Annotated in this window: 22 protein-coding genes; 11 read left to right on the top strand and 11 right to left on the bottom strand. The window is 38.1% G+C overall.

Going from position 1 to position 24,787, the window contains the following annotated elements:
* Positions 1–5: 5 nt before the first annotated feature.
* Both ACSLUO_RS02115 and ACSLUO_RS02110 read left to right on the top strand, forming a co-directional pair.
* Positions 6–812, top strand: coding sequence for a symmetrical bis(5'-nucleosyl)-tetraphosphatase (locus ACSLUO_RS02115; RefSeq protein ID WP_448245753.1), 807 nt, complete (start codon positions 6–8; stop codon positions 810–812).
* A gap of 180 nt (positions 813–992) precedes the next feature.
* Positions 993–3,002 carry a HAMP domain-containing methyl-accepting chemotaxis protein gene (locus ACSLUO_RS02110; RefSeq protein ID WP_448245751.1) on the top strand — a complete coding sequence of 670 codons (2,010 nt, stop codon included), beginning with the start codon at positions 993–995 and terminating at the stop codon, positions 3,000–3,002.
* 148 nt (positions 3,003–3,150) lie between these two features.
* Here the strand turns inward: ACSLUO_RS02110 and efp are convergent, their stop codons facing one another.
* The gene (efp, locus tag ACSLUO_RS02105; protein WP_448245749.1) at positions 3,151–3,720 is read right to left on the bottom strand and encodes an elongation factor P; all 570 of its coding nucleotides are present in this window, start codon (positions 3,718–3,720) and stop codon (positions 3,151–3,153) included.
* 35 nt (positions 3,721–3,755) lie between these two features.
* On the opposite strand from efp, the gene epmB reads away from it, so the two are divergent.
* Both epmB and ACSLUO_RS02095 read left to right on the top strand, forming a co-directional pair.
* Positions 3,756–4,772, top strand: a complete 1,017-nt coding sequence (gene epmB / locus ACSLUO_RS02100) for an EF-P beta-lysylation protein EpmB (RefSeq protein ID WP_448245748.1) — start codon at positions 3,756–3,758, stop codon at positions 4,770–4,772.
* Positions 4,773–4,823: 51 nt separating this feature from the next.
* Positions 4,824–5,123, top strand: coding sequence for a hypothetical protein (locus ACSLUO_RS02095; protein WP_448245746.1), 300 nt, complete (start codon positions 4,824–4,826; stop codon positions 5,121–5,123).
* 59 nt (positions 5,124–5,182) lie between these two features.
* Here ACSLUO_RS02095 and ACSLUO_RS02090 read toward each other — a convergent pair whose 3' ends face one another.
* The 4 genes from ACSLUO_RS02090 to ACSLUO_RS02075 form a co-directional block, all read right to left on the bottom strand.
* Positions 5,183–5,815, bottom strand: coding sequence for a GNAT family N-acetyltransferase (locus ACSLUO_RS02090; RefSeq protein WP_448245745.1), 633 nt, complete (start codon positions 5,813–5,815; stop codon positions 5,183–5,185).
* 86 nt (positions 5,816–5,901) lie between these two features.
* Positions 5,902–6,387: a hypothetical protein gene (locus tag ACSLUO_RS02085; RefSeq protein ID WP_448245743.1), complete on the bottom strand. Its 486-nt coding sequence runs from the start codon at positions 6,385–6,387 to the stop codon at positions 5,902–5,904.
* 75 nt (positions 6,388–6,462) lie between these two features.
* Positions 6,463–10,158 (bottom strand): methionine synthase, encoded by a 3,696-nt coding sequence (metH, locus tag ACSLUO_RS02080; protein ID WP_448245741.1) that lies wholly within the window; start codon positions 10,156–10,158, stop codon positions 6,463–6,465.
* Position 10,159: 1 nt separating this feature from the next.
* On the bottom strand, positions 10,160–11,101 hold the full coding sequence (locus ACSLUO_RS02075) for a homoserine O-succinyltransferase (RefSeq protein WP_448245739.1): 942 nt from the start codon (positions 11,099–11,101) through the stop codon (positions 10,160–10,162).
* A 379-nt stretch (positions 11,102–11,480) separates the two neighbouring features.
* On the opposite strand from ACSLUO_RS02075, the gene ACSLUO_RS02070 reads away from it, so the two are divergent.
* The 4 genes from ACSLUO_RS02070 (at position 11,481) to ACSLUO_RS02055 (ending at position 13,439) form a co-directional block, all read left to right on the top strand.
* Complete coding sequence (locus ACSLUO_RS02070; RefSeq protein ID WP_448245737.1) at positions 11,481–12,005, top strand: Pycsar system effector family protein; 525 nt, start codon at positions 11,481–11,483, stop codon at positions 12,003–12,005.
* Positions 12,005–12,733: an adenylate/guanylate cyclase domain-containing protein gene (locus tag ACSLUO_RS02065; RefSeq protein ID WP_448245735.1), complete on the top strand. Its 729-nt coding sequence runs from the start codon at positions 12,005–12,007 to the stop codon at positions 12,731–12,733. Before ACSLUO_RS02070 ends, ACSLUO_RS02065 begins: the two co-directional genes overlap by 1 nt.
* 177 nt (positions 12,734–12,910) lie before the next feature.
* Positions 12,911–13,162, top strand: coding sequence for a type II toxin-antitoxin system Phd/YefM family antitoxin (locus ACSLUO_RS02060; protein WP_448245733.1), 252 nt, complete (start codon positions 12,911–12,913; stop codon positions 13,160–13,162).
* The gene (locus ACSLUO_RS02055) at positions 13,152–13,439 is read left to right on the top strand and encodes a type II toxin-antitoxin system RelE family toxin (protein WP_448245731.1); all 288 of its coding nucleotides are present in this window, start codon (positions 13,152–13,154) and stop codon (positions 13,437–13,439) included. The genes ACSLUO_RS02060 and ACSLUO_RS02055 overlap by 11 nt, the downstream gene beginning before the upstream one ends.
* 64 nt (positions 13,440–13,503) lie before the next feature.
* Here ACSLUO_RS02055 and ACSLUO_RS02050 read toward each other — a convergent pair whose 3' ends face one another.
* The 5 genes from ACSLUO_RS02050 to ACSLUO_RS02030 form a co-directional block, all read right to left on the bottom strand.
* Positions 13,504–14,853, bottom strand: coding sequence for a sensor histidine kinase (locus tag ACSLUO_RS02050; protein ID WP_448245729.1), 1,350 nt, complete (start codon positions 14,851–14,853; stop codon positions 13,504–13,506).
* The gene (locus ACSLUO_RS02045; RefSeq protein WP_448245727.1) at positions 14,832–15,515 is read right to left on the bottom strand and encodes a response regulator transcription factor; all 684 of its coding nucleotides are present in this window, start codon (positions 15,513–15,515) and stop codon (positions 14,832–14,834) included. The genes ACSLUO_RS02050 and ACSLUO_RS02045 overlap by 22 nt, the downstream gene beginning before the upstream one ends.
* 11 nt (positions 15,516–15,526) lie before the next feature.
* On the bottom strand, positions 15,527–17,638 hold the full coding sequence (locus ACSLUO_RS02040; RefSeq protein WP_448245725.1) for a TonB-dependent receptor plug domain-containing protein: 2,112 nt from the start codon (positions 17,636–17,638) through the stop codon (positions 15,527–15,529).
* A 93-nt stretch (positions 17,639–17,731) separates the two neighbouring features.
* Positions 17,732–19,984, bottom strand: coding sequence for a xanthine dehydrogenase family protein molybdopterin-binding subunit (locus ACSLUO_RS02035; RefSeq protein WP_448245724.1), 2,253 nt, complete (start codon positions 19,982–19,984; stop codon positions 17,732–17,734).
* Positions 19,984–20,457: a (2Fe-2S)-binding protein gene (locus ACSLUO_RS02030; RefSeq protein WP_448245722.1), complete on the bottom strand. Its 474-nt coding sequence runs from the start codon at positions 20,455–20,457 to the stop codon at positions 19,984–19,986. The genes ACSLUO_RS02035 and ACSLUO_RS02030 overlap by 1 nt, the downstream gene beginning before the upstream one ends.
* A gap of 392 nt (positions 20,458–20,849) precedes the next feature.
* Here ACSLUO_RS02030 and ACSLUO_RS02025 point away from each other — a divergent pair, with 392 nt between their 5' ends.
* From ACSLUO_RS02025 to ACSLUO_RS02015, 3 genes are read left to right on the top strand one after another with little or no spacing between them, the layout of a single operon-like run.
* Positions 20,850–21,869 carry a sialic acid TRAP transporter substrate-binding protein SiaP gene (locus tag ACSLUO_RS02025; protein ID WP_448245720.1) on the top strand — a complete coding sequence of 340 codons (1,020 nt, stop codon included), beginning with the start codon at positions 20,850–20,852 and terminating at the stop codon, positions 21,867–21,869.
* Complete coding sequence (locus tag ACSLUO_RS02020; RefSeq protein WP_448245718.1) at positions 21,844–22,440, top strand: TRAP transporter small permease; 597 nt, start codon at positions 21,844–21,846, stop codon at positions 22,438–22,440. The genes ACSLUO_RS02025 and ACSLUO_RS02020 overlap by 26 nt, the downstream gene beginning before the upstream one ends.
* A 9-nt stretch (positions 22,441–22,449) precedes the next feature.
* On the top strand, positions 22,450–23,730 hold the full coding sequence (locus tag ACSLUO_RS02015; protein ID WP_448245717.1) for a TRAP transporter large permease: 1,281 nt from the start codon (positions 22,450–22,452) through the stop codon (positions 23,728–23,730).
* A gap of 153 nt (positions 23,731–23,883) precedes the next feature.
* Here ACSLUO_RS02015 and ACSLUO_RS02010 read toward each other — a convergent pair whose 3' ends face one another.
* Positions 23,884–24,780 carry a mechanosensitive ion channel family protein gene (locus ACSLUO_RS02010; protein ID WP_448245715.1) on the bottom strand — a complete coding sequence of 299 codons (897 nt, stop codon included), beginning with the start codon at positions 24,778–24,780 and terminating at the stop codon, positions 23,884–23,886.
* Positions 24,781–24,787 lie beyond the last annotated feature (7 nt).

Here is a 24,787-nt window from a genome sequence, read left to right as displayed (position 1 = left end):
TTCACATGGCATTATATCTAGTTGGCGATATTCAAGGCTGCTATAGCGAACTAAAAGCGCTACTTGCCAAGGTCAACTTTAATCCTGAACACGATCAGCTATGGGCCTTAGGTGATATAGTTGCTCGAGGTACCGGCTCACTGGCAACAATTAGATATTTAAAAAGTTTAGGGTCTAGCTTTAACATGGTGTTAGGGAATCATGACCTACATTTGTTAGCAATTTATCACGGATTAAAAAAAGCCAAAAAATCAGATCACCTTAGTGAACTGCTGGCTGCACCTGACTTACCCGAGATCATCGAATGGTTGCGTAACATGCCGCTCCTATTACAAACTCCCGACGGTAAAGGTTTTCTTTCACACGCAGGCTTAGCACCTCAGTGGACAATTAAAGACGCTCTCAAAAATGCAAAATTCGCCGAAAAGAAATTACGTTCAAATAAACTAGTAAAATGGTTGTCGTGTATGTATGGTGAATACCCTAACAGTTGGACTGATGTAGAAAGTAAAGAAGAAAAGTTTCGTTATACAATTAATGCATTTACCAGAATGCGTTTTTGTTACTTAGATGGCTCGTTAGAGTTTAAGTGTAAACAAGATATTAACAACGCACCTGATACATTGAAGCCTTGGTTTCAATTAACTCAAGAATTATCAAAATATTATTGGGTTTTTGGTCATTGGGCATCTTTGTTAGGAAAATGTGAACACAAGAATGTTTTTGCTACCGATACCGGTTGTGTTTGGGGAAATTATTTAACCTTATTGCGCTGGGATGATAAAAAACGTTTTATAGAGCACGCTCACTAAGACAAAAATAATATTAAAAAAGTGTCTACAATTAGGTGAAAAACAAAATTGCCTTGTTATAATGCTTGAGTAAGTGAATGTTTTTTAATAACAACTGACTATTCTAATACAATAATAAATACGTTATTCAAGGATCGGAATAAACCAATTTTGACAAAAATAGCTTTATAGGTGATATCAATGAATTTGACCGTAGCAATGAAGATTATCGGTGGCTTTGCCATCCTTTTCATTTTACTCATTATTACCAGTACTATCTCTTTAATGAATCTTAGTACTATTAATACCTCTCTTACACAGCAAAATGAACTTGCTATCCCAACTCTTCAAGGCAGTAACGAATTAGCCAACGAGCTAATGGAAATGGGCAGTTTAACCTTACAAGCTTATTATCAAACTGAATCTGACGGTTTATCTGAGATTAAATCAACTTATTCTGAGGTGAGTAACAACTTTTCTAAAGAGCATAAATTACTAACCAATATCATTAAAAATGAAGCTAAATTATCTAACAACTTAAAAAATGTTGATGGTGTCTATGCTTCTTTAACTCAAAATATCGACGATGTATTTACCAACCGCCAAAAAACCATTTCTATTAAAAGTGAACTCGCCGATAAAGTAAGTAGTATTGAAGAAATTGCTGATGATGCTGCTACCTTAATGCTCGATTTAGCCGATCACGACCTTGCCGATACTAAACTGCAAAAAGCAGTATCATTAGGCGAGCAAATTGAATTTAAATTTAACGCCTTAGTGTCTTCTTCGTTAGAATATCGTGATTCGTTAAATGAACAAACCATCAAGTTTATTGAAACCGATATAGAAAATAATATTGAAAGTACCAATGAACTGATTGCACAAATTACCGTAGAACTAACTCGTTATAATGTTAGCGGTATTATTGATGAGCTTTTATCAGCGATTAATAACCTAAAAGAATTAGAGCAAGAAGTTGCCACATTAAAAGTTGAACAACTTCAAGCAATTGCTATTGCAACAGAAAAACTAAATGCCGCTAAGGCCGATGTTACCGCCGCCAATGAAATTTTAGCCACCCAAGTAAAACTAGCTAATGAAACCACTAAAGCGGCAGCAACCTCAGTTGATAGCTCAGTGTCTAGTGGTACAACACAAACTTGGTTAATCTTAGTAATTTCAGCCATTGCCGCTTGTGGTATTGCCTTTATTACCTTGCGCAGTATTACTGGCCCATTAGGTCGTGTTAATGAAATGCTGAACATTGTTGCCTCTGGTGATTTATCACGTAAGTTAGATGATACTGGCAAAGATGAATTCGCTTTATTATCACGTAACTGCAACCAAGTAATCGACAGCTTAAGAGAGCTTATTCAAGGTATTGTTAGCCGCTCAGCACAATTAGCAGCAGCTGCAGAGCAAACCTCAGCAGTAACGGCACAAAGTACCACGGCAATTGAAGAACAACGTAGCCAAGTTGAACAAGCTGCTTCTGCTACAACAGAAATGAGCAGTACTTCACAAAGTGTATTATCAAGTGCTAATGACGCACTAGGTGAAATTAAGCAAGCTGATGACGAAGCCGAGCGCGTTAAAGTTATTTCAGAGAAGAACAAAGAAATTATCCAGTTATTAGCCAAAGAAGTAGATTCTGCTTCGCAAGTAATTAACCAATTACAACAAGACAGTGCTTCTATTGGTGGTATCTTAGATGTTATTCGCGGAATTGCTGAGCAAACTAACTTACTTGCGTTAAACGCAGCAATTGAAGCAGCACGAGCTGGTGAACAAGGCCGAGGCTTTGCCGTGGTAGCTGATGAAGTAAGAACGTTAGCAAGTCGTACTCAAGTATCAACGCAAGAAATTCAAAAAATGATCGAAGCATTACAAACTGGCGCAGAAAAAGCGGTAGCAGTAATGGATACAGGTAAAGCACAAGCTGCTGAGTGTGTTGAGCAAACAGAATTAGCCAATGCTGCGCTTGATACCATTACCCATGCGGTACATGAAGCTTATGACCGCAGTTCTCAAATTGCAACAGCGGCAGAAGAGCAAAGTGTTGTTGCCCATGAAATTAGCGAAAACTTAGAGTCGATTGTAGCCATTGCCGAGCAAACAACCGCTGGCGCTAAGCAAACAGCTGATTCAAGTAGTGAAGTTGCGCGTTTATCAGAAGAGTTACAACAATCAGTGCAAGAGTTTAAAATTTAATTAAAAATTAAATTAAAAATTAAATAATGTATTTAATCAAAGCCACTTAGTTAAGTGGCTTTTTTATTCGTTGCTCTGGGATAATTTTTTAAATTTCAGGCATAAAAAAACCCGCTGAGCGGGCTTTTAATCAATAAATTAACGTTTGTTATTTAGCGGCACGTGAAACGTATTCACCTGAACGTGTATCTACTTTAACAATTTCACCAATTTGAATAAACAAAGGTACACGAACAACCGCGCCTGTGCTTAACGTGGCCGGTTTACCACCTGTTCCTGCCGTATCACCTTTAAGGCCAGGATCAGTTTCAGTCACTTCTAACTCAACAAAGTTAGGTGGTGTTACAGCAATCGGAGAGCCATCCCATAACGTAATGGTACAAATATCACCTTCAACTAACCATTTAACAGTATCTGCAACCGCTTTTTCATCCGCTGCAATTTGCTCAAAGGTTTCGTTGTTCATAAAATGCCAAAATTCACCGTCAGCATATAAATATGCTAGGTCAGTATCCATTACATCAGCACCATCAACACTTTCGCCTGATTTAAAGGTTTTTTCTAACACTTTACCTGAGATCAGCTTGCGAATTTTTACACGGTTAAAGGCTTGCCCTTTACCTGGTTTTACTAATTCGTTTTCAAGAATGTTGCAAGGTTCGCCGTCAAGCATTATCTTAAGCCCGGCCTTGAATTGGTTTGTACTAAAAGTTGCCATAAATGTGCTCTTAATTACCCAGAGAATAAAAAATAATGTCGCAGATAATACCTCAAAACCCCGAACAATTGCACCTTTCATGGCAAAAAGAATTAGCAAGTGTGGTCACAGATCCCAAAATATTGCTTTCAATGTTAGATATTACGCCAGAACATTATCAAGCTCACTTTGCTGCACGTAAGTTATTTCCTGTGCGGGTACCAAAACCTTTTATTCAAAAAATGAAAAAAGGTGATATAAACGACCCTCTTTTAAAGCAAGTAATGCCGCTGTCCGCTGAATATCAGGAGCTTGATGGTTATTTCAGTGACCCACTAGCAGAGCACGACACCGTTGCCGAAGGTTTATTACATAAGTATAAAAATCGAGTATTAATGATAGTGAAAGCTGGCTGTGCGGTAAATTGCCGCTATTGTTTTCGTCGACACTTTCCCTATGCAGATAACAGCCCTAACAAACAGCGCTGGCAACCTGCCCTTGATTACATTCAGCAACACCCCGAAATTAATGAAGTTATCTTCAGTGGTGGTGACCCATTAATGGCCAGTGACGAACATTTAACTTGGTTAGTGAATGCTGTTGAGCAAATACCGCATATTAAGCGCTTACGTATTCATAGCCGCTTACCCGTTGTTATTCCTAACAGAGTCACGGCCGAACTAGTTAACCTATTAAGTCGCAGCCGCTTGATCACCTCAATGGTGCTGCACATCAACCATGCTAATGAAATTGACGAAGCACTTATTAATGCTATTAAACCACTACTTAATGCCAATATTCGTTTGTTTAACCAAAGTGTTTTACTTAAAGGCATTAACGACAACGCAGAAACACTGAGCCAATTATCTGAAACCTTATTTGACCATGGTATTCAGCCTTATTATTTGCATGTGTTAGACAAGGTACAAGGCGCTGCGCATTTTGATCTTGATGAAAATGAAGCAATTAAAATTTACCAAGAATTAATGGCCAATGTATCGGGTTATTTAGTGCCTAAATTAGTACGAGAAATTGCCGGTGAAGCTAACAAAACGCCGTTAAATTTGACATAATAACGCCCTATTTATTTTCTCATCATTCTATTAAACAGGCTGTACCTATAAATGAGCAAAGTTATTGAACAACAACTAATTGATAATATTTCTATTATTTTAAAAAAGTCACTGGTTGCTGATGCCACATTGAAAGATTTAAGAGAAAAAAACAAAGCAGGATTTAAAGCCGTATTTACTAAAGATGCTGGTTTTGTTTGTAGCGCTGACACTTTTCAACCTTATGTTGAAGAAGTAGCGGACGATTTATTAAAGTGGCAAGCTTCTAAAGACCAAGCCTGTTTGGTAGCTTTAGTGAAAAAAATTGAACAACTATTTAAAGTATTAAATACCTTAGAAGAAAGTTATTAAACGATTAAAGGTTTAGCATCAGTGTACCGCTTTTATTGGCCGTACACTGATTCTTTCATTTATTTAGTCGCTAAAATACTGTTTGGGCTAGCAACAAACACATCAAAAGTTAATGGTTCAATTAACTGCTCTTCATCAACATTAATTGCGGTAAAGCCGTTATTAGCAAAGTACTGCGCTAACTCTATTCGCCCTAAAGTTTCATTAGCTAAATCAAGCTGTTGATAATAAGTTTGGTTAGCTTCGGTTTCACAATTTTCCGCATCAACAAAAGTATTCATCGCTAAACTTAATACCGTGATTGACTGAATTTTTTCATGCTTTTTAGCAATTTCTTGCAATAAATATTGGCCAACTCCTTGTCTGCGATATTGTGGTAAAACACTGATCGCTTCCACTAAAATATGCGTTTGAGCTTTGGTACTGGCAGCAACATGCAACTCTTTACATAAATCTTCCGTTAAATTTTGCTTTTTAAAATAAATATTTAGCGGAATTTCCCAGTCGGTTTCTTCATCAGCAAGCAATTTATAAGTTGCTAATGCATCACGGTGTTTATTTAAAGTTAATAACTCAATTTCGGCTTTTGCAATCACATCACCAGCTTCGTTTTTCACGTTAACTTCTTGTGATAATTGCCAGTCGTGACCAGTAATAGCTTCTGGTTTATTAAATTCTATTGATAGTTTCATGGAGGGATTCTTTTATCAGAAATATTGACGGCATTATGAAGTAATAAAGCCTGATTGACTAGCGCTGTTAATTAACAACTAGTGCGTTATTTAACAAAACGATTCATTCCCCAATACTTATTACTTTTTTCAAGCTCACGCCAGCCAAGTTGTTTTAAACGTCGACGAATATAAATATTGATCACCCCATGGCTAAATACAGCAATATTGTCATGTTTCACTGCAAGTTCAATTAACTTGTCGGCTGCAATAAACGCACGCTGCTTACCTGCTTTATACGTTTCAAAATTGCCTTTAAAGCCCAAATACCAAAGTAGCCGTGCAAGATAAACCCAAGTCCACGCATTAAGTTTGAACGGCAATTTATACCGTGGAATTTCTAATTCACGGAGCACACTTAAAGTTTGTTCAGGTACATGGCCTGTTGCTATTACCGCTGAATCTACAGCTCTTGGCAAAGTACTCGCAACCGTATAATGCTCTTTAATAGTATGCTGTAAGTTTAACGGTGGCAGGCTGTCTGAGGCGACATTTGACGCATTATAAGCTTTGATCCAATAAACAAAACCCAAAGCAGTTAGCTTTGGGTTTTGAGAAGATGTTGGCTTTCCGTGCCTAATTAAGCGTATTTCCATCAACAAAAAAAATTAATCATCTAAGTTTGGCGATAACCAACGCTCAGCTTCTTCTGGGCTCATGCCTTTACGCTCAGCGTAATCCGTTACTTGATCATGATCGATTTTTGCTACCGCAAAGTATTTACTGTCTGGGTGAGCAAAGTAGAAACCACTTACCGCAGCGCCAGGCCACATGGCATAGCTTGACGTTAGCTGCATACCAATGTTGTTTTCAACATCGAGTAAATCCCATAACAAACCTTTTTCGGTATGCTCAGGACAAGCAGGATAACCCGGTGCTGGGCGAATACCTTGATAAGATTCACGAATTAACGCTTCGTTATCTAAGGTTTCATCAGGAGCAAAGCCCCAATATTCTTTACGAACACGCTCATGCATATATTCCGCAGCAGCTTCGGCTAAACGGTCAGCAACCGCCTTCATTAAAATGCTGTTGTAGTCATCATGATTAGCATCAAATTCTGCCACTAAGTCATCACAACCAAAACCTGCTGAAACCGCAAAAGCGCCCATATAATCTTTTACGCCTGAGGCTTCATCAGCAACATAATCAGCTAAACAGCGGTTATATTGTCCTGATGGCTTTTTACCTTGTTGGCGTAATTGATGGAACTTCATTAATGCTTTTTGACGACTATCATCAGCAAATAGCTGAATATCATCACCATCACGCACAGCAGGAAATAAACCAATAACCGCTTTCGCTTTTAATTTACCGCTGTTGATCACATCATCTAACATGGCATTAGCATCGTTGAAAAGTTTTTGCGCTTCTTCACCTACTAACTCATGTTCAAGAATTTTTGGATACTTACCTGATAACTGCCATGTCATAAAAAATGGCGTCCAATCAATGTAATTTCGCACCACATTTAAATCTAAGTCATCAATTACCGTAACACCTAAATTTTTCGGCGTAGTTGGTGTGTAATCGTCAAAACTTAAAGGGAAAGCATTTTTACGTGCTTCTTCTAACGACACAATGGTAGAACGAGGCCCTTTACGTGCATGTTGCTCACGTACTTTGTCATATTCTTTTGCTTGGCGTTCCATAAAGGCTGGGCGTAATTCGTCAGATAATAACGAACTTACTACCGAAACCGAACGTGAAGCATTAGGCACATAAATTACCGGATGATCATAGTTTTGCTCAATTTTCACGGCAGTATGGGCTTTAGATGTGGTGGCACCACCAATTAATAACGGTAAATCAAAACCTTGGCGCTGCATTTCTTTAGCAACATGTACCATTTCATCTAACGATGGTGTGATCAAACCAGAAAGACCAATAATGTCACACTTTTCTTCTTTCGCCACTTGTAAGATTTTTTCTGTTGGCACCATCACGCCTAAATCAACAATGTCGTAATTGTTACACTGTAAAACTACACCCACGATATTTTTACCAATATCGTGTACATCACCTTTAACCGTTGCTAACAATACTTTACCGTTTGATTTAACTTCGGTTTTTTCTGCTTCAATAAACGGATTCAAATAAGCAACTGCTTGTTTCATTACTCGCGCTGATTTTACCACTTGTGGTAAGAACATTTCGCCAGCACCAAATAAATCACCTACTACGTTCATGCCGTCCATTAACGGCCCTTCAATCACATCAAGTGGACGCTTAGCAATTAAACGCGCAGCTTCGGTATCTTCAACAATAAATTCATTAATACCTTTAACTAATGAATGCTCTAAACGTTTGTTAACTGGCAATTCACGCCATGACAAATCTGCTTTATTGGCTTGTGCGCTACCTTGGCCGCGATATTCTTCGGCTAAATCAAGTAAACGCTCGGTGGCTCCGTCATCAGTATTTTGAATAACGTCTTCAACCGCTTTTAATAAATCTTTTGGAATATCAGAATAAATGGCTAATTGGCCAGCGTTCACAATCCCCATATCCATACCATTTTTAATGGCGTGATATAAAAACACCGCATGAATGGCTTCACGTACTGGGTTATTACCACGGAATGAGAACGACACGTTTGACACACCACCAGAGATCATCGCATGTGGTAAGTTGTCTTTAATATCTTTAACCGCTTCAATAAAATCAACGGCATAATTGTTATGCTCGTCAATACCGGTGGCAACAGCAAAAATATTCGGGTCAAAAATAATATCTTCTGGTGGGAAGCCTATTTCATCAACCAGAATATGATAAGCACGATGACAAATTTCATACTTACGCTCACGGGTGTCGGCTTGACCCACTTCATCAAACGCCATGACAATAACCGCAGCGCCGTAACGACGAATTAACTCAGCTTGCTGACGGAAGATGTCTTCACCTTCTTTCATGCTAATAGAGTTAACAACCCCTTTACCTTGAATACATTTTAAGCCTTCTTCTAAAATATCCCATTTAGAAGAATCGATCATAATTGGCACTTTCGCGATATCCGGCTCACCAGCAATTAAATTCAAAAAGCGGATCATCGCCGCTTTTGAATCCAACATGCCTTCATCCATGTTGATATCAATAATTTGGGCGCCGTTTTCAACTTGCTGTAAGGCTACGGCAATTGCTTCATCAAATCTTTCTTCCATGATCAAGCGTTTAAAAATAGCCGAACCCGTTACGTTAGTACGTTCACCAACGTTTACAAATAAGGTGTCTTCTTGAATAGTTAGTGCTTCCAAACCTGAAAGGCGACAAGCTATTTTACGTGGTGAAATTTCACGAGGTGTTACTCCCGCTACAGACTCTGCCATACCTTGAATATGCGCAGGCGTTGTACCACAACAGCCACCAATAATATTTAAGAACCCTGATTCAGCCCACTCTTTAACATGCGGGTTCATTTCCTCAACGGTGAAGTCATATTCACCAAAGGCATTAGGTAAACCGGCATTTGGATGCGCAGATACCGCACAATCTGAAATACGGCTCATTTCTTCAACGTATTGGCGTAATTCTACCGGTCCTAAAGCACAGTTTAAACCAAATGAAATTGGCTTAGCATGGCGTAACGAGTTATAAAATGCTTCGGTCGTTTGTCCTGATAAGGTACGGCCTGAAGCATCGGTAATCGTGCCTGAAATCATTACAGGATAACGTGTACCAAGATCTTCAAATACTTGTTCAACCGCAAAAATTGCCGCTTTCGCATTCAAGGTATCAAAAATTGTTTCAATTAAAATAAGATCTGAACCACCTTCAATTAACGCTTTGGTTGATTCAATATAAGCGTCTTTTAATTCATCAAAAGTGACATTACGAAATGCCGGATCGTTTACATCAGGCGAAATTGAACAAGTACGGTTTGTTGGTCCTAATACCCCAGCAACAAAACGCGGTTTGTCTGGATTTTTAGCGGTATATTCATCAGCCACTTGGCGCGCTATTTTTGCTGCTTCCAAGTTGATTTCTGCGCTGAGTGATTCCATTTCGTAATCAGCCATCGCAATGGTTGTGGCATTAAAGGTATTAGTTTCAAGAATATCAGCGCCAGCTTCAAGATATTGAGCGTGAATGGTTTTAATCACTTTCGGCTGAGACAATACTAATAAGTCATTGTTGCCTTTAACATCACATTGCCAATCTGCAAAACGATCACCACGGTAATCTTTTTCTTCAAACTTATAATCTTGGATCATGGTACCCATGGCACCATCAAGTACTAAAATTCGCTTGGCTAATTGTTGTTCAAATAAGGTAAACGATGCTGACTTTTGCACTGTTACTGACATGCTAGTCTCCTGTAATAGATGATTGAATATTTTCAGCATCTAATTGGTATGGGGTGATCTGATAAACATAATAGTTTATCCAGTTAGTGAATAATAAACTACCGTGGCTACGCCAAGTACTTAATGGCTTATTAGCTGGGTTGTTATCTTTATAATAATTAACCGGTACTTTTGGCGTTAAACCGGCAGCAATATCACGTTTATATTCACCATCAAGGGTGTACGATTCATATTCAGGGTGGCCTAAAATAAACACTTGTCGTTTGTCTTTACTGGCCACCAAAAATGCGCCCGCTTCTTCCGACTCGCCAAGCACATTTAAAGCATCAACCGTGTCAAACTGCTCACGGGTTACTTCGCCATAACGAGAATGCGGCATTAAAAATTCGTCGTCAAAACCACGGGTTAAGCTTTCTAACGGACAATTTACCGTATGAGGATAAACCCCTGATAATTTTTCTTCACGGACACTACGGGTTAAACCATAATGATAATAAAACGCCGCATTAGCCGCCCAACATAAGTGCATAGTTGATACGACATTTTTTTGCGCCCAGTCGAAAACCTCACAAATTTTATCCCAATAGGTAACGTCTTCATATTCCACTAAGCCTAATGGCGCACCGGTAATAATTAAGCCGTCGTATTGTTTGTGTTTAATATCATCAAATAAAATATAAAACTCATCCATATGGTTTTCAGGCGTATGTTTTGATGATTTATGATGAATACAAACTAACTCAATATTAATTTGTAAAGGCGTATTAGAAAGCATCCGAAGTAACTGTACTTCGGTTTCTATTTTGTTAGGCATTAAATTCAAAATAGCTACGTTCATCGGACGAATTTCTTGACTCGCCGCACGGTTTTCAGACATCACAAAAATATTCTCTTGGCCAAGAATACTATGTGCTGGTAGCTGATCTGGAATTTTAATAGGCATACTAATCCCACCTTGTTTATGACAATAGGCGTACTTTACTTGGATCGGTGTAAAACTTCAACATCTAAACGTATAGACGTCTAAATGAATTATTAAAGCCAATCAAGCACCTCATCGCTTGATGCAATCAAGCATGGTTTATTGTTAATTTTAAAGGAATACTTTTAAGTAATTTTGACACTTCAGCGAATAACAATAAGCTGTTGATAGTTTTCTAATAAAAGTAATTTTATTCGCATCATTAATTACTTGATATTATGAGCTTATATCCGTAACTTTAAGGCTATTAATTTAATAATTTATCAAATAACAGCGCGTTTAAAAAAGGACGTTAGCACGTCTATAGTGGGCTGTTAGATTACTGGAGAAAAGTTGTAGCATGGATGAAAAATTGAACAATATATTTTCAAATATAAATGATTGGCTAAAATACGCAGAAACCAAATCTGCAACATTAATTGCAGGAAATGCCGCTCTAATTTTCGGGTTTAGTCGGCTTAGTTTAAGTGAAAGTGTTAACTGCTATGTTGGCTATTATTTAATATTTTGTAGTTTTCTTAGCCTTATTTCTCTCTCAATATGTTTATTATCAATCATCCCCGCTTTGAATTTGCCTTGGGAATCAAAGCCTAAGGGGAGGCACGATACTGATAATATTCTGTTTTTTGGGCACATAGCCAAATATTCACCGTTATCTTATTTGACTAAATTAGCAGATAAATTAGGTGAAAAAAATGTTGAATTCACTGACTACCAAAAAGATATGGCATTTCAAATCATAACTAATTCTACTATTGCTAATCGTAAGTATACTTATTTTAATGCTGCGATTTGGTTTACTCTATCCGCTGTGATATCACCAGTTATTACAATATTTATCTATCTTTTTAGGGTTAAAAATTAATGAAGTCAGGCATTGATAGCAAAGTAGCTGATATTATTGATGGTGCTTTTGAAACTTCCGATATCACATATGTTCCAGATATAAATGACTCCAATTTAACTTTTGGAAATAAAGGGCTAAAACTAACGGCAACCGTGCTTTATATCGATATGCGTGGTTCCACTGCTATTCTTAATAAACATAATCGAACATCAGTAGCCAAAATACATAAGGCGTATTTTCATACAATAGTCACAATCGCTAAAAGCCTAGGAGGAGAAGTTAGAAGCTTTAATGGTGATGGTATGCTTGTCTTGTTTCAAGGAACAACAAAAACTAAATTAAGCGATGCCGTGACAGCTGCTATGAAAATGAAATGGATGCTTACTTCTGCTGATTCCAAAGTAAAAAAGAAAATAGAAAAGTATACTACCGTTGATTTTGGTATAGGAATTCATTACGGCGATATTCTGTGTGCAAAAGTTGGTATTGCAGGTGAAAATAACCGAGATCTAGTTTGGATTGGAAACGCAGTTAATAAATCAGTAAAAATTGGAGACAAAATTCACAATGATATTGGTATCTCAGCCACAGTATATGGAAACTTAGAAGATCGAGTTAAGTATATTACCGAGAAAGATTTGTATGGTAATGATGTAAAGGAAGATATATGGCAAACAGCTACTATTGAGTATAACGATACACAAGAGACGTATTATTTTACGACATACCATATCGAAGTAACGTAACAGCTAACAAGCCAATTCAAAGGACAAAAAATAGTTAGTTTTGCTCCTTCGTTGCTTATTATAACCAACTGTTTCTAGCCTCTTAACAAGGTGATATATCGCTAAATTAAGTTATGGCTAAAAACTATAATTAGGTCTAAAATAAGGTCTTATTTTAACACTTAATTGGTGGTCGTAATGAGACAAGTTCTAGCTGATTATTCAGCAAGTATTTCAGAATTAAAAAAGAACCCTACAGCTCTATTGAATGAATCTGATGGCTCTGCCATCGCAATATTAAATCACAATAAACCAGCTGCATATTTAGTACCCGCAGAAACTTACGAATGGTTAATGGATGTTGTTGATGATTACGAATTAGCTAAAGTTATTGATGAACGCCGAGGTGATTTATCAAAAGCTATCGAAGTTAATTTAGATGACTTATAAATTAAAGTTTCTCCCCGCAGCTAAAAAAGAATGGGATAAATTAGCCGAGCCACTTAAAAAGCAATTTAAGAATAAGCTAGCAGAAAGACTTGAAAATCCACATGTGTCATCAGCGAAATTAAAAGGCTATGATGCTGTTTATAAGATCAAGTTACGTACGGCAGGTTATAGATTAGTCTACGAGGTATTGGATAATGAAATTGTGATTTATGTATTAGCTGTAGGCAAGCGAGATAAAAATGCTATTTATAAAAAATTAGCGTCTCGCTTTGTATAATCGCGCATAAAATTAAAGCAATGGTAGAAAATAATTTCTAACCAGTAAGCCAAAGGTTATTAAATTAGGCAAAAACTATTGTCATTTTGGTTCCTTTGCCTTTTTCACTTTCAACCAATAATTGCCAACCTAACTTACTGATCACTCTTTGCACTATCGACATACCTAAACCGACGCCGTCAGGCTGTAAGCTGTAAAAAGCCTCCGTAATATTATTTAATTCGTTTGCCGGAATACCTAAGCCGGTATCAATAACCGTTACCGATGTTTCGTCATTAATTATTTTTACACTACCTTGATGGGTATATTGCAGTGCATTTCTTAATAAATTACTTAAAACAATATCCAATAAGCCAGTATTAACTTGAAAATACTGTTCAGGGTTAACCTGATTAATAATTTCTACCGGTTTGTTTTCACTTAAATATGACAGTTTACTGAGCACTTGTGCAACGCAGTAATGCAAATGCACATTTTCTAATTGCGCATGTTCAGGTTTGTTTTTTGCCAACCATAAAAACGTATTAATTAGCTGAGTCATTTCTTTATTTGCTCGTTGCATGCGGGCAAATAGCGTTTTCTGCTGGGCATTTAAGGGGGTTTGCTCGAGTAAATCAAGCGCCATAGTTAAACTTGTAGTTGGCGTACGAAGCTCATGACTCACTTCACGAGAAAAGCGTTTTTCGTGTTGAATATATTCATCAATTTTATTAATAAGTTGATTAAACGTGTCGGCTAACTCCCCCACTTCATCAGGATAAAAGCGCCCAGTTAATGGTTTAGAGAGCTGCTCAAGTTGTACCGAAGTTACTTGCTGTGCCAATCTTGTTAACGGTTTTAAAATGCCTTTGGTTAAAAACATACTCAATAAAAAAGCAAAAAAGGTCAGTAACAGCGCCAGCGGAATTAAAACATATAACACAAATTTATCAGTATAAAAGCTATCTGGGCTTTCTTCTTGCGCAAAGCCAGAAATATCATATACCACATATAATTTTTGGTTTTTCCATGGGCTAACAACAATTTGTAGCTCTAGTTGCGCCGCAGGCAGTTCAGCATCAAAAATAACATGGTCATGCTCATACTTGGCTGTATTAGATACTTCTAAATAGTCGGCAAGCCGCTCTGGTAAATTAGCGTTATCCTTCATACCAAATTGACGATGTAACCTTGCAATCACCTCTCTTTCGGTACCTAAAACCACAAAACGAGTTGGTGTTTCGGTTGGTAAAATTAACGACTGACTTGCCTCTTTATTAATCGACAACGCATACCAATTAAACAGTCTGTCGTCAGAAACATCATAAATAAACCAAGCAAAACAAGAATAAATACAGGCACTAATTAAGGCTAATGAGGTAATAGCTAAAACAATACGAACACGTAAGCTTTTTAAATATCGACGCGTGCGCATAAACGAAAACCTCTTTTAGAAACGGTATGAATAAGTGGTGTATTAAAGGGTTTGTCGAGCTTTTTGCGTAAACTGTATAAATGGCTTCGCAATACGTCGCTATCCGGAACAATATCTTGCCAAACTTCTGTTTCTATTTGTTGGCGGGTAACAAGCTTGGGTGACGACTTAGCCAACAATAATAATATTTGATAAGCAATGGGTGATAATTCGATTAGCTGGTTATTTCGCATAACTTGGCATTGCTCAGTATCAATAACTAAATCAGCAATATTAATCAGTGCGCCGTTATGATTAGTACAGCGTTTTAATAAGGCTTTAACCCGCGCTAATAATTCGGCAAGCTGAAAAGGTTTAACTAAATAGTCATCCCCTCCGGCATCAAAGCCTGCCAATTTATCTTCAATACTATCGCGTGCCGTTAAAAACAATATTGGTGTAGTTGATAACGGGTTTTGCCGTAACAATTTACATAAGCTAATGCCATCCATACCGGGAAGGCCAATATCAAAAATATATAAGTCGAAATGTTGCTGGCTGGCTAAATTTGAAGCGGTTAAACCATCACTGGCAAAATCAACCACATGGCCATGTAACGCTAAAAAGTCACCAATGCTTTCAGCAATATCTTTTTGATCTTCAACAACTAATATACTTGCCACGGCAAATCCCTTTAAAAACGAATTGAAACACCAAATCCTAAGAAGGTTTCATCTGGAAACTCATAATCATCAATTGACGCAGTGTAATCGGCATTCCACTCATCTTCTTGTACTTTTTGATGACCATATAAGTTAAGAATATCAACATATACATTCACAGGGTATTGCGCAATAGCGGTGAAGTAATCTAAGCGCACATCTAACCTATGTCCGGCATCACGACGTTGGCCATTAAAGCCGCCATAAATCGGCTGATAAAATAACGGTGCTTGGCTGCTATCTGGTTGGCCATTAACGAGTGGATAAATGGCATTAGCACCGAGTACTTCCGTGTAACGACGACCACTTTGATATATCCATTTAAAACCAAGGTGCCAACGCTCGTTAAATTGATATTTCGCCACTAAATTAGCGATCACTGGAATATCAAACTCATATTCGAATGACTCATTGGTTAATTTGTTTTTTCGCTCGGTATTGGCATAAGCAAGTGAAAACCAACCATACCAATTTTCAACTAACGACTTATTTATCATAAATTCAGCGCCCCATGCTGTGCCTTCACCGTCATTAGTAAATTGTGCTGTTGAATAGCTGGTAGTGTCTCCTTGAGCATCGCTAATATCAATACGTTGTGCTTGTGGGTTAGCAACAATTAGTTCTTTTAATTGTTTGTAATAAACATCAAATTTCCATTGCCAACTATTCGCTAGCTTTTGATCAAAGCTGATCCCTATCATGTTAGCTTTACTTTGTTCTAGCTCAGGGTTACCAAACACTGGGCTTAAATAATTATAATTTCGAAACCACTGGTGGTATTGCCCTAATGAAAAGTTAATATTGCTTGTGTTATTAAGCGCATAACGTGCAGATAAACGAGGTTCTACCAAGGTTTCGTCGGTAAAATTGTTGTTATTTAATAAGCCGCCAATTTCAATTTGCCAATGTTCATTTAACGTGTGTTGCCAATGGCTAAATAGCGACAAAAACTTTACATCGACTTTAGTTAAGTCTTCCACAATCGGAGCAAAAGAAGTCGGTAAGCAATTAGCAAATTCGCTATTACAGGCTTGTAAACGGCTTTTATTTTTTTGTTCAATGGATTGTTGCTTATATTCTCCACCCCAATGTAAAACACCATTTTCTAAGGGCGTAATGGTGGTTGATTTTAATAAAACTTCATCAAGATCTGACTTACTTTGCTCTGCTATCCCTTCATTGAGGGACAAGCTTGTTGAAAGCATATTAATGGCTGCGGTTGTTTCACCTAAAGCAGAATGATTCTGCCAAATTAGGCCAACATTGTTGTAATCACTTGCAAAACCTTCACCTATGGCTAAGTCAGGATTACGAGCAACTTCGCTTGCGCCGTCGTTATATGCTTGCCTTACTTTATCTTCAGCGCCTGACGCTACTAATTTTAAGGTATTATTGAGGTTGATATCCCAAACAAACTTAGCTTGATAGTCATGATTGCGTGGCGGTTGTGAAAAGGTAAATTCTTCATCTTCAACCATATCATCAACAAAATGATGAATTAATGATTCACGGTAAGATAAATAAAAAGCGCTATTGTCGGTTATCGGTGACTCAAGCAAAACCCCAGAACGGATCATACTTAAATCGAGGAACAGTTGTGCTTGGTCAAAAGCAGGATCGCGCAGCTGTGTGGTAATAACACCACCAATAGCATCATTATATTCACCTGACCAACCGGATGTTTTTAATTCAAAACTTTCAATTAATTCAGGATTAAAGGTACTTAAGCTATCGCGATGAAAAACATAACCAACCGGCAAAAAGTCACTTAAATACTGGTTATCGCGTGGTGAACTCCCCCGTATTGCTGGCTGTGCAATAGGTCCTCCGCTACTTGGTGTTGCCAAAACCACACCGGGTAAAGCATCTAACGCTTTCAGCGGATCACCAAAACCACCGGGCATAGTAACCATTTGCTTTGATGAAATAACAATACCATCGGGCTTGGTAGCGACTACTTCGATAGATTCTATTTCATCATTTTTAGCTGGTTGATTATTTTCTTCTGCATAAAGCGGGGTCCATATCGCAGCGTTTAATAAAGTTACGCACATTATGGGGCTTTTGGTTGACTTGGTGTTCATAGGAATTCCCTCTTAATAAATAACTCACTAAGAGGGATTTTCCATAGCTGTCATCAAGGCAATGACAAATTTATGTGAAAGAAATGTGAAGAGCTAAACAGTTAAGTACTGATTTAACGGTAATTCACGATAACGCTGCCCTGTGGCGGCAAATACCGCATTGGCAATACTTGGCGCAACCGGTGGTACACCAGGCTCACCCACGCCGCTAGGTACGTGGTCTTTTGGATTCACTAAATGAACTATAATTTCAGGCACTTGATTGATACGAGTTATCGGGTAATCATGAAAGTTTGACTGCACAATTGCGCCGTTTTTAATATCAACTTTACCCATTAACGCTATCGACATACCAAAGATCATTGCTCCTTCCATTTGTGATCTCACTCGATCAGGGTTAATCGCTAAACCGCAGTCAATGGCACAATGTATTTCTTTGATAGTTAAATGATTATTGACCACCGCCACTTTGGTAGCAACAGCAACATAACTCACAAAACTTCGGTGAACAGCTATGCCCCAGCCTTGCCCTTTAGGTAAGGTTTCATTTACCGGCACTTTGGCAATTAAAGTTTCTAAAACGTTACGATAGCGAGCCGTTGAATACGGGTGTCGAGTGAGTTCTTCACCATAGTTAGTAAAGTTAAAATCATAATGTGCTTTATGATTAATATCTCGATCTTCACCTAACGCACTCAGCATCACCTGCGCTGTCGGTTTATTGACCGCATGCGCTATTTCATCAAGAAAACTATTTAAGGCAAAAGCGTGCTGAATATTACACACTGAACGCATCCAACCTATGCGCACAGGCGCTTGTGCTTCAGCTTTTTCCATCAGTACATTGTCAAAGTCGTAAGCAAGATCGCCAAAACCTAAACTTAATTCAAAATCTTGTGGCGTATTGTTTTTATGATCAAACGTTGAGGCTATGGTTGGATAAGCGGCCTGCTGCTGCCATGAGGTAATTTTGCCATTTTCATCTAATCCAGCTTTAATGTTTTCCACCGCACCAGCATGGTAATAACCTAATTGAATATCATCTTCTCGACTCCAAACAACTTTAACCGGTTGCTTGGTTTTATCGGCAAGATAAATAGCTTCATTAGCAAAATCTGTTTTTGATTTACGGCCAAAAGCTCCACCCAATAACGTAGGTTGAACAACAAAGGTTTCTTCCGGTAATTTAGTCATTGCTGCCGCTTGAGCCATAACTGCCTGCGGATCTTGCACACAAGCCCATACTTCACAAATACCGTCATGAAACCATGCTGTCGCCATTGGCGGCTCCATGGGTGCATGTACTAAATACGGTGTTTGATATTGCGCTTCTATGATTTGACTTGCGTTAGCAAAACCTTGTTTTACATCACCACGTTTAGCAACTAATTGCGGGGCATTTTTTAAATTATCTTTAAAAGTAGCAAAACCTTTATCTGAATCATGGCTTTGGTTTTTCCCTAAATCCCATTCAATGCTTAACGCTTTCCGTCCTTGTTGCGCAGCCCAAGTATTAGTCGCTAATACCGCAACACCAGAAAGTGGAAAATAAACTACGGTTTCTGGTGTTTTTGGCATTTCAATTACATCAACAACGCCAGGAATTTTCAGTGCCGCCGAAGCATCAAACGACTTTACTTGGCCATGAATAACAGGGCAACGCTCAATAGAAGCAATTAATAAATTAGGTAGGTCAACATCAATACCAAACTCTGTTTGACCGGTAACAATATCTTCTAAATCAACAATAGGTACTGGCTTGCCAATAAAATTAAATTGTTTTGGTGATTTATACGTTAGCGAAGCGATATCTGGCACGGCCTGTTTACTGGCGAGCTCAGCTAAGTCACCATAAGAAAGTGAATTGCCGGTAAGTTTATTAATAATACGATTTTCTTTGGCGTAAACCTGTGCAACCGAAACTTGCCAATAATCGGCACCAGCTTGCTCTAACATAGTTCGAGCTACTGCACCCATTTCGCGTAATTTATCGTAAAATTTACGAATACTGGTTGAGCCATCGGTATTTTGATCACCGTAACGTTTATCACCTAAACCTTGAATTACTTTAACCTGCGACCAATCAGCCTCTAATTCATCAGCGACAACTTGTGGAATGCCGGTTCTAGAACCTTGTCCCATTTCAGAGCGGTGGCTAACAATTTCAACGGTATTATCAGGTTTAATGGCAACAAAAATATTTAACCTATGTGGTGTATTATCAGCCGTTTGCTGAAATTTTGCGACCGGTGATGGCGCTGTTGAGTTACAGCCTAACAACAACCCACTTCCGGTAACACCGCTATAGGTTAAAAAGTCACGACGAGAAAGTTTAAATGTTTTCATTATTTATCTCCCTCGTTTGTTGCTAATACCGCAGCCGCTTGTTTGATCGCTTGTTTAATACGAGGATAAGTACCACATCGACAAATATTACCTGACATGTGATTGTTAATATCTTCATCTGTTGGCGCTTTGTTGTTTTCTAATAACGTTAACGCGCTCATGATCTGGCCTGATTGGCAATAACCACATTGTGGTACATTGTTTTCTTTCCAAGCAATTTGAATAGGATGCTGGCCTTTATCGTCAACACCTTCAATGGTGGTTATTTTGGCATTTTTAGCTACACCAACAGGCGTAATACAGGCTCGCATTGCCTGACCATTCAGATGAATAGTACAAGCGCCACATTGACCAATACCACAACCAAATTTAGTGCCGGTTTTTTTTAATAAATCACGTAACACCCACAACAAAGGCATTTCATCTGGCGCTTCAACTTTATAGGTTTCGTTGTTTATATTAAGTTCTAGCATAAGTATTCTCTTCATCCATTTAAGTAGGTTTTGACTGTTAAGTGATACTAAAATCAACAATTCAAACTGATATATACCCGTTACCACTCAAGATGCGTATTTCAGAGCACTTGAGCGATATCAATTCAAGGCCGTGCTTTGTAATAATGGTCGTTCCCTTATAAAAAGCACTAACGAAGAAGTGATTTTGCTCAAGCGCTTCTCCGATGGGTCTAAAAACAATAACGCTAAGTATTTACCAATATGAATAAGATATTTTATATTCAAACAACAAACAACACTTAGTCAACAATTAACATTAAATAATTACCATTATAACTTGCATTAATAGCCATTTAGTAACAGGATATGACACTAAAATAATAACGACAATTGCAATATGGGGCATTTCAATGTCTGTTTTTAAACTCCACTTACGTAAACAAGACTACGTAAAATTAACCTTATTTAGCATAGTAGTACTCGCGTTAATTTTCTTTAATAAAGCGGCATTAGCGAAAGAAAAAGTAAAACAATTAACATGGGGACATGTTTATGAGCAATCTGAGCCATTACATAAATGGTCGGTATGGGCCGCTAAAGAAATTGAACGTAAAACTAATGGTCGTTATGCCATTGATGTTTTTCCCGTTTCAATTATGGGCAAAGAAGCTGAGCTTAATCAAAGTTTAAGTTTAGGTACTGTTGATATTATTTATACCGGTACTAGCTTTGCAGCCCAAAGTTATCCACCAATGGCATTATCTGAATTACCGTATATTTTTCGCGATTATGAACACTGGCTACATTTTAATGACAGTGATTTGTTTGCTGAATTAATTGAAGGCTATAAAAAAGCGTCAAACGGTAATCGGGTTGTCGGCAATAATTATTATGGTCAACGTCACTTAACCTCAAACAAAGCTATTTTAACACCTGCCGATATGGCAAATTTAAAGTTGCGTGTACCTAACGCCTCTATTTATAAAATGTTCCCATTAGCGGTAGGCGCTAACCCTAGCCCAATTGCTTTTTCTGAAGTGTATTTAGCCTTACAACAAGGTGTTGTTGATGCGCAAGAAAATCCACTACCAACGATAAAAGCAAAAAAATTCTACGAAGTACAAAAATACATTAGCTTAACCGGCCATTTACAAGGCTCGGTATTAACGGTAGCAAGTGATCGTTTATGGGCGTCATTATCTCCAGAAGATGAAAAAATATTCTCTGAAACACTCAAGCAAGCAGCCGCCAATGTTTCGGCTGATACTCGCCAATCGGAGCAAGATTTAATTGCTTGGTTTGAAGCACAAGGTACAGAAGTTTTAACCGTTGATCGCAGCCTGTTCCGCACAGAGGTATTGCCTTCACATCAAGCGGTTAAAGAAACATTAGGAGTCGAATTTTATGACCGATTACAAAACATCAAGTAGTCAGCAAGCCAATAGAGAAGCTGAAACAGCCGCTGAAAATCAGGTCAGTGCTTTTCATATTGAAGAAGACGATAGCTTTTCTTATGCTGATTATAAAATTGAAGATTGGTTAGCGTTTATTCTTTTTTGGTTGTTAGCAATAACGGTATTTTCCCAATTTTTAAGTCGTTATGTTTTTTCATCACCTTTAGGTTGGACAGAAGAACTTGCTCGTTATCAATTAGTTTGTTTGGGTTTTATTGGCAGTTGTATTGGTATTAGAAACAACAGCCATATTTTTGTGATGCTGTTTCATCGCTGGTTGCCACGTCAACTTTCGCACAATATCTACCGTGTTATTGCCTTTGTGAATCTACTATTCCTTGCAACACTAGCTTACTTTGCTTGGCAAATTATTCCATTAATTAGCATTCATCGCATGGCTTCATTACCTGTGCCAGTGAGTGTGTTATACGGCATAGTTTTAGGTTGTTTGTGCATAATGATTTTTCGAAGCAGCCAATATTTATTCAACATTTTATCATCACCAGCCAGTGAAAAAGCTGATGATAATTTAACGTCTTGCGATTAAGGGTTTCTCATGGTTATTGCAATATTATTAATTTCTCTGTTTGTTATGATTATTATTGGCTTCCCCGTCGCTTTTGCGTTAGCGGGTTCTGCCTTATTAGCCATTATTTACCATGGCCAAGTACCTGAATTAGTGGTTTTACACCGCATGGTTGGTGGCATGGACAGCTTCCCATTACTGTCGATACCCTTTTTTGTGTTAGCCGGTGCGTTGATGAATTCAGCGGGAATAACCACCCGTATTTTTGATTTTGCCAATTCATTAGTCGGTTGGATGCGGGGCGGCTTAGGCCATGTTAACGTTAGTGCCTCGATCCTGTTTGCTGGCATGTCAGGTGCTGCCGTTGCTGATGCTGGTGGTTTAGGCGCAATTGAAGTAAAAGCCATGCGCGCGAAAGGCTACGACGCTGGGTTTTCTGTCGGGGTAACCGCCGCTTCATCAACCATTGGCCCAATTATTCCACCTAGTTTACCGATGATCATTTATGGCGTTATGGCGGGGGCATCAATAGGACAATTGTTTGCCGCAGGTTTTATTCCTGGTTTATTAATGGCACTTGCCTTAATGGCGATGGTGGCCTATTACGCTAAAAAACGTAATTACCCAAAAGATGCCAGTTTTAGTATTCCGCGAGTAGCAACCACCTTTAAAGCGGCATTTCTTTCGTTAATGACCCCTGTCATTATTATTGGCGGTATTTTATTTGGCGTTTTTACCGCAACCGAAGCTGCAATCGCCGCAACCGTTTATTCGCTAATTTTAGGTACCTTAGTTTACCGAACATTAAGCATTAAAAAGCTGGTTAAAGTGAGTATGGAAACCATTGAAACTACCAGTATTATTTTATTAATTATTGCCGGTGCTGCGATTTTTTCATGGGTATTAACAACCCAACATGTGACCGAAGACTTTACTCGTTGGATGTTAACCATCACAGACAATAAAACCTATATTTTGTTAATGATGACCTTTATTTTATTTGCGGTTGGCTGTTTTATGGAAACCATTGCTGCCATTACCATTTTAACGCCGGTTTTACTGCCAATTGCCGTAAGTTTAGGTATTGATCCCGTGCATTTTGGTGTGGTTATGGTATTAAACTTAATGATTGGTTTATTAACCCCGCCGGTCGGTATGGTGTTGTATGTACTTTCACGCGTAACCAATGTGCCTTTTGAAGAATGTACTAAAGCGACAATTCCTTTTGTTATTCCGTTAGTGATTGTATTGTTGTTAGTGACGTTTATTCCTCAATTGTCGATGTGGTTACCAACGCTGATATATCGTTAACTACTACGCATTAGGCCTAACAACATATACGATAAAAAACGCCAATGATTTTCATCATTGGCGTTTTTTATCTGTTTGATCTGAAGGCTTTATAAATCATTTACCATGAAATTAGTTCCGCAAAATTTCAGAGGGAATGATTAAGCTTGGCTATTAACTTTTACCCTCTCTATCTTTATCTTCATCAACTTCGTTTCGTTGACTAACCGGTTTATCATCACTTGCTAAGCTTACTGTAAAAGGCTTACTAGCAGCCCCTGCATACAAGCTCATATGAGGGAACGGTATTTCAATATTCAATTGGTCGAAGGTCTTTTTAATTTCTTCATACATGGTATTTTTTAAGGTTAAAAAGTTTTCACGGCGCGACCATACTGAAAACTGAATATCAACTGATGAACTACCAAACCCTAGCAGAATAAATAACGGAGCTGGCTCTTCTAAACATAAATGATTATTTTGCGCGATATCTGCCAAAATGTTACGCACCGTTTCAATATCTTCTTTATAAGCAATGGCAATTTTTAGATCGGCTCGGCGAATAGGAAATTTAGTTAAGGTAGTAACAGGACTTTTGATCATGCTTTCGTTTGGAATACGGACAAATAAGTTATCAAAGGTACGCAGTTTTACCGATAACAAATCAATAGAAATAACTTCGCCGGTAATATCGTTAACCTTGATGACATCCGTAATGGAAAACGGTCGCTCAATCATTAAAAACAAGCCGCTGATCAAGTTTGATGCTGAGGTTTGAGAAGCAAAGCCAAGGGCAACGGTAAAAATACCCGCTGCTCCTAATAAAATACTTAGATCAATACCAATATGCTTTAATGCTGACGCCAATACTAAAATCAAAATTCCGTAAAAAATAGCGCGCTTTAATAATAATTTGCCATGCGCAGACATTTTGTCTTCGATGATATTAACCACGCCTCGGCTGATCAAGCGCGCGACAAAAAAGCCAATAATTAACCACAGAAAAGCTTGCAGTGGCGCATAAAAATACGAGCTTTTTATTAAATCAATAAACTGAATTATTTCTTCCATTACACTC

It is taken from the genome of Thalassotalea agariperforans, assembly GCF_053470345.1.
This window is presented reverse-complemented; position numbering and strand designations above follow the sequence as displayed.

Coding starts and splice junctions, on each gene's coding strand:
- ACSLUO_RS02115 (WP_448245753.1), top strand. CDS start 6: ATGGCATTATATCTAGTTGGCGATATTCAAGGCTGCTATAGCGAACTA.
- ACSLUO_RS02110 (WP_448245751.1), top strand. CDS start 993: ATGAATTTGACCGTAGCAATGAAGATTATCGGTGGCTTTGCCATCCTT.
- efp (WP_448245749.1), bottom strand. CDS start 3,720: ATGGCAACTTTTAGTACAAACCAATTCAAGGCCGGGCTTAAGATAATG.
- epmB (WP_448245748.1), top strand. CDS start 3,756: ATGTCGCAGATAATACCTCAAAACCCCGAACAATTGCACCTTTCATGG.
- ACSLUO_RS02095 (WP_448245746.1), top strand. CDS start 4,824: ATGAGCAAAGTTATTGAACAACAACTAATTGATAATATTTCTATTATT.
- ACSLUO_RS02090 (WP_448245745.1), bottom strand. CDS start 5,815: ATGAAACTATCAATAGAATTTAATAAACCAGAAGCTATTACTGGTCAC.
- metH (WP_448245741.1), bottom strand. CDS start 10,158: ATGTCAGTAACAGTGCAAAAGTCAGCATCGTTTACCTTATTTGAACAA.
- ACSLUO_RS02075 (WP_448245739.1), bottom strand. CDS start 11,101: ATGCCTATTAAAATTCCAGATCAGCTACCAGCACATAGTATTCTTGGC.
- ACSLUO_RS02070 (WP_448245737.1), top strand. CDS start 11,481: ATGGATGAAAAATTGAACAATATATTTTCAAATATAAATGATTGGCTA.
- ACSLUO_RS02065 (WP_448245735.1), top strand. CDS start 12,005: ATGAAGTCAGGCATTGATAGCAAAGTAGCTGATATTATTGATGGTGCT.
- ACSLUO_RS02060 (WP_448245733.1), top strand. CDS start 12,911: ATGAGACAAGTTCTAGCTGATTATTCAGCAAGTATTTCAGAATTAAAA.
- ACSLUO_RS02055 (WP_448245731.1), top strand. CDS start 13,152: ATGACTTATAAATTAAAGTTTCTCCCCGCAGCTAAAAAAGAATGGGAT.
- ACSLUO_RS02050 (WP_448245729.1), bottom strand. CDS start 14,853: ATGCGCACGCGTCGATATTTAAAAAGCTTACGTGTTCGTATTGTTTTA.
- ACSLUO_RS02040 (WP_448245725.1), bottom strand. CDS start 17,638: ATGAACACCAAGTCAACCAAAAGCCCCATAATGTGCGTAACTTTATTA.
- ACSLUO_RS02035 (WP_448245724.1), bottom strand. CDS start 19,984: ATGAAAACATTTAAACTTTCTCGTCGTGACTTTTTAACCTATAGCGGT.
- ACSLUO_RS02030 (WP_448245722.1), bottom strand. CDS start 20,457: ATGCTAGAACTTAATATAAACAACGAAACCTATAAAGTTGAAGCGCCA.
- ACSLUO_RS02025 (WP_448245720.1), top strand. CDS start 20,850: ATGTCTGTTTTTAAACTCCACTTACGTAAACAAGACTACGTAAAATTA.
- ACSLUO_RS02020 (WP_448245718.1), top strand. CDS start 21,844: ATGACCGATTACAAAACATCAAGTAGTCAGCAAGCCAATAGAGAAGCT.
- ACSLUO_RS02015 (WP_448245717.1), top strand. CDS start 22,450: ATGGTTATTGCAATATTATTAATTTCTCTGTTTGTTATGATTATTATT.
- ACSLUO_RS02010 (WP_448245715.1), bottom strand. CDS start 24,780: ATGGAAGAAATAATTCAGTTTATTGATTTAATAAAAAGCTCGTATTTT.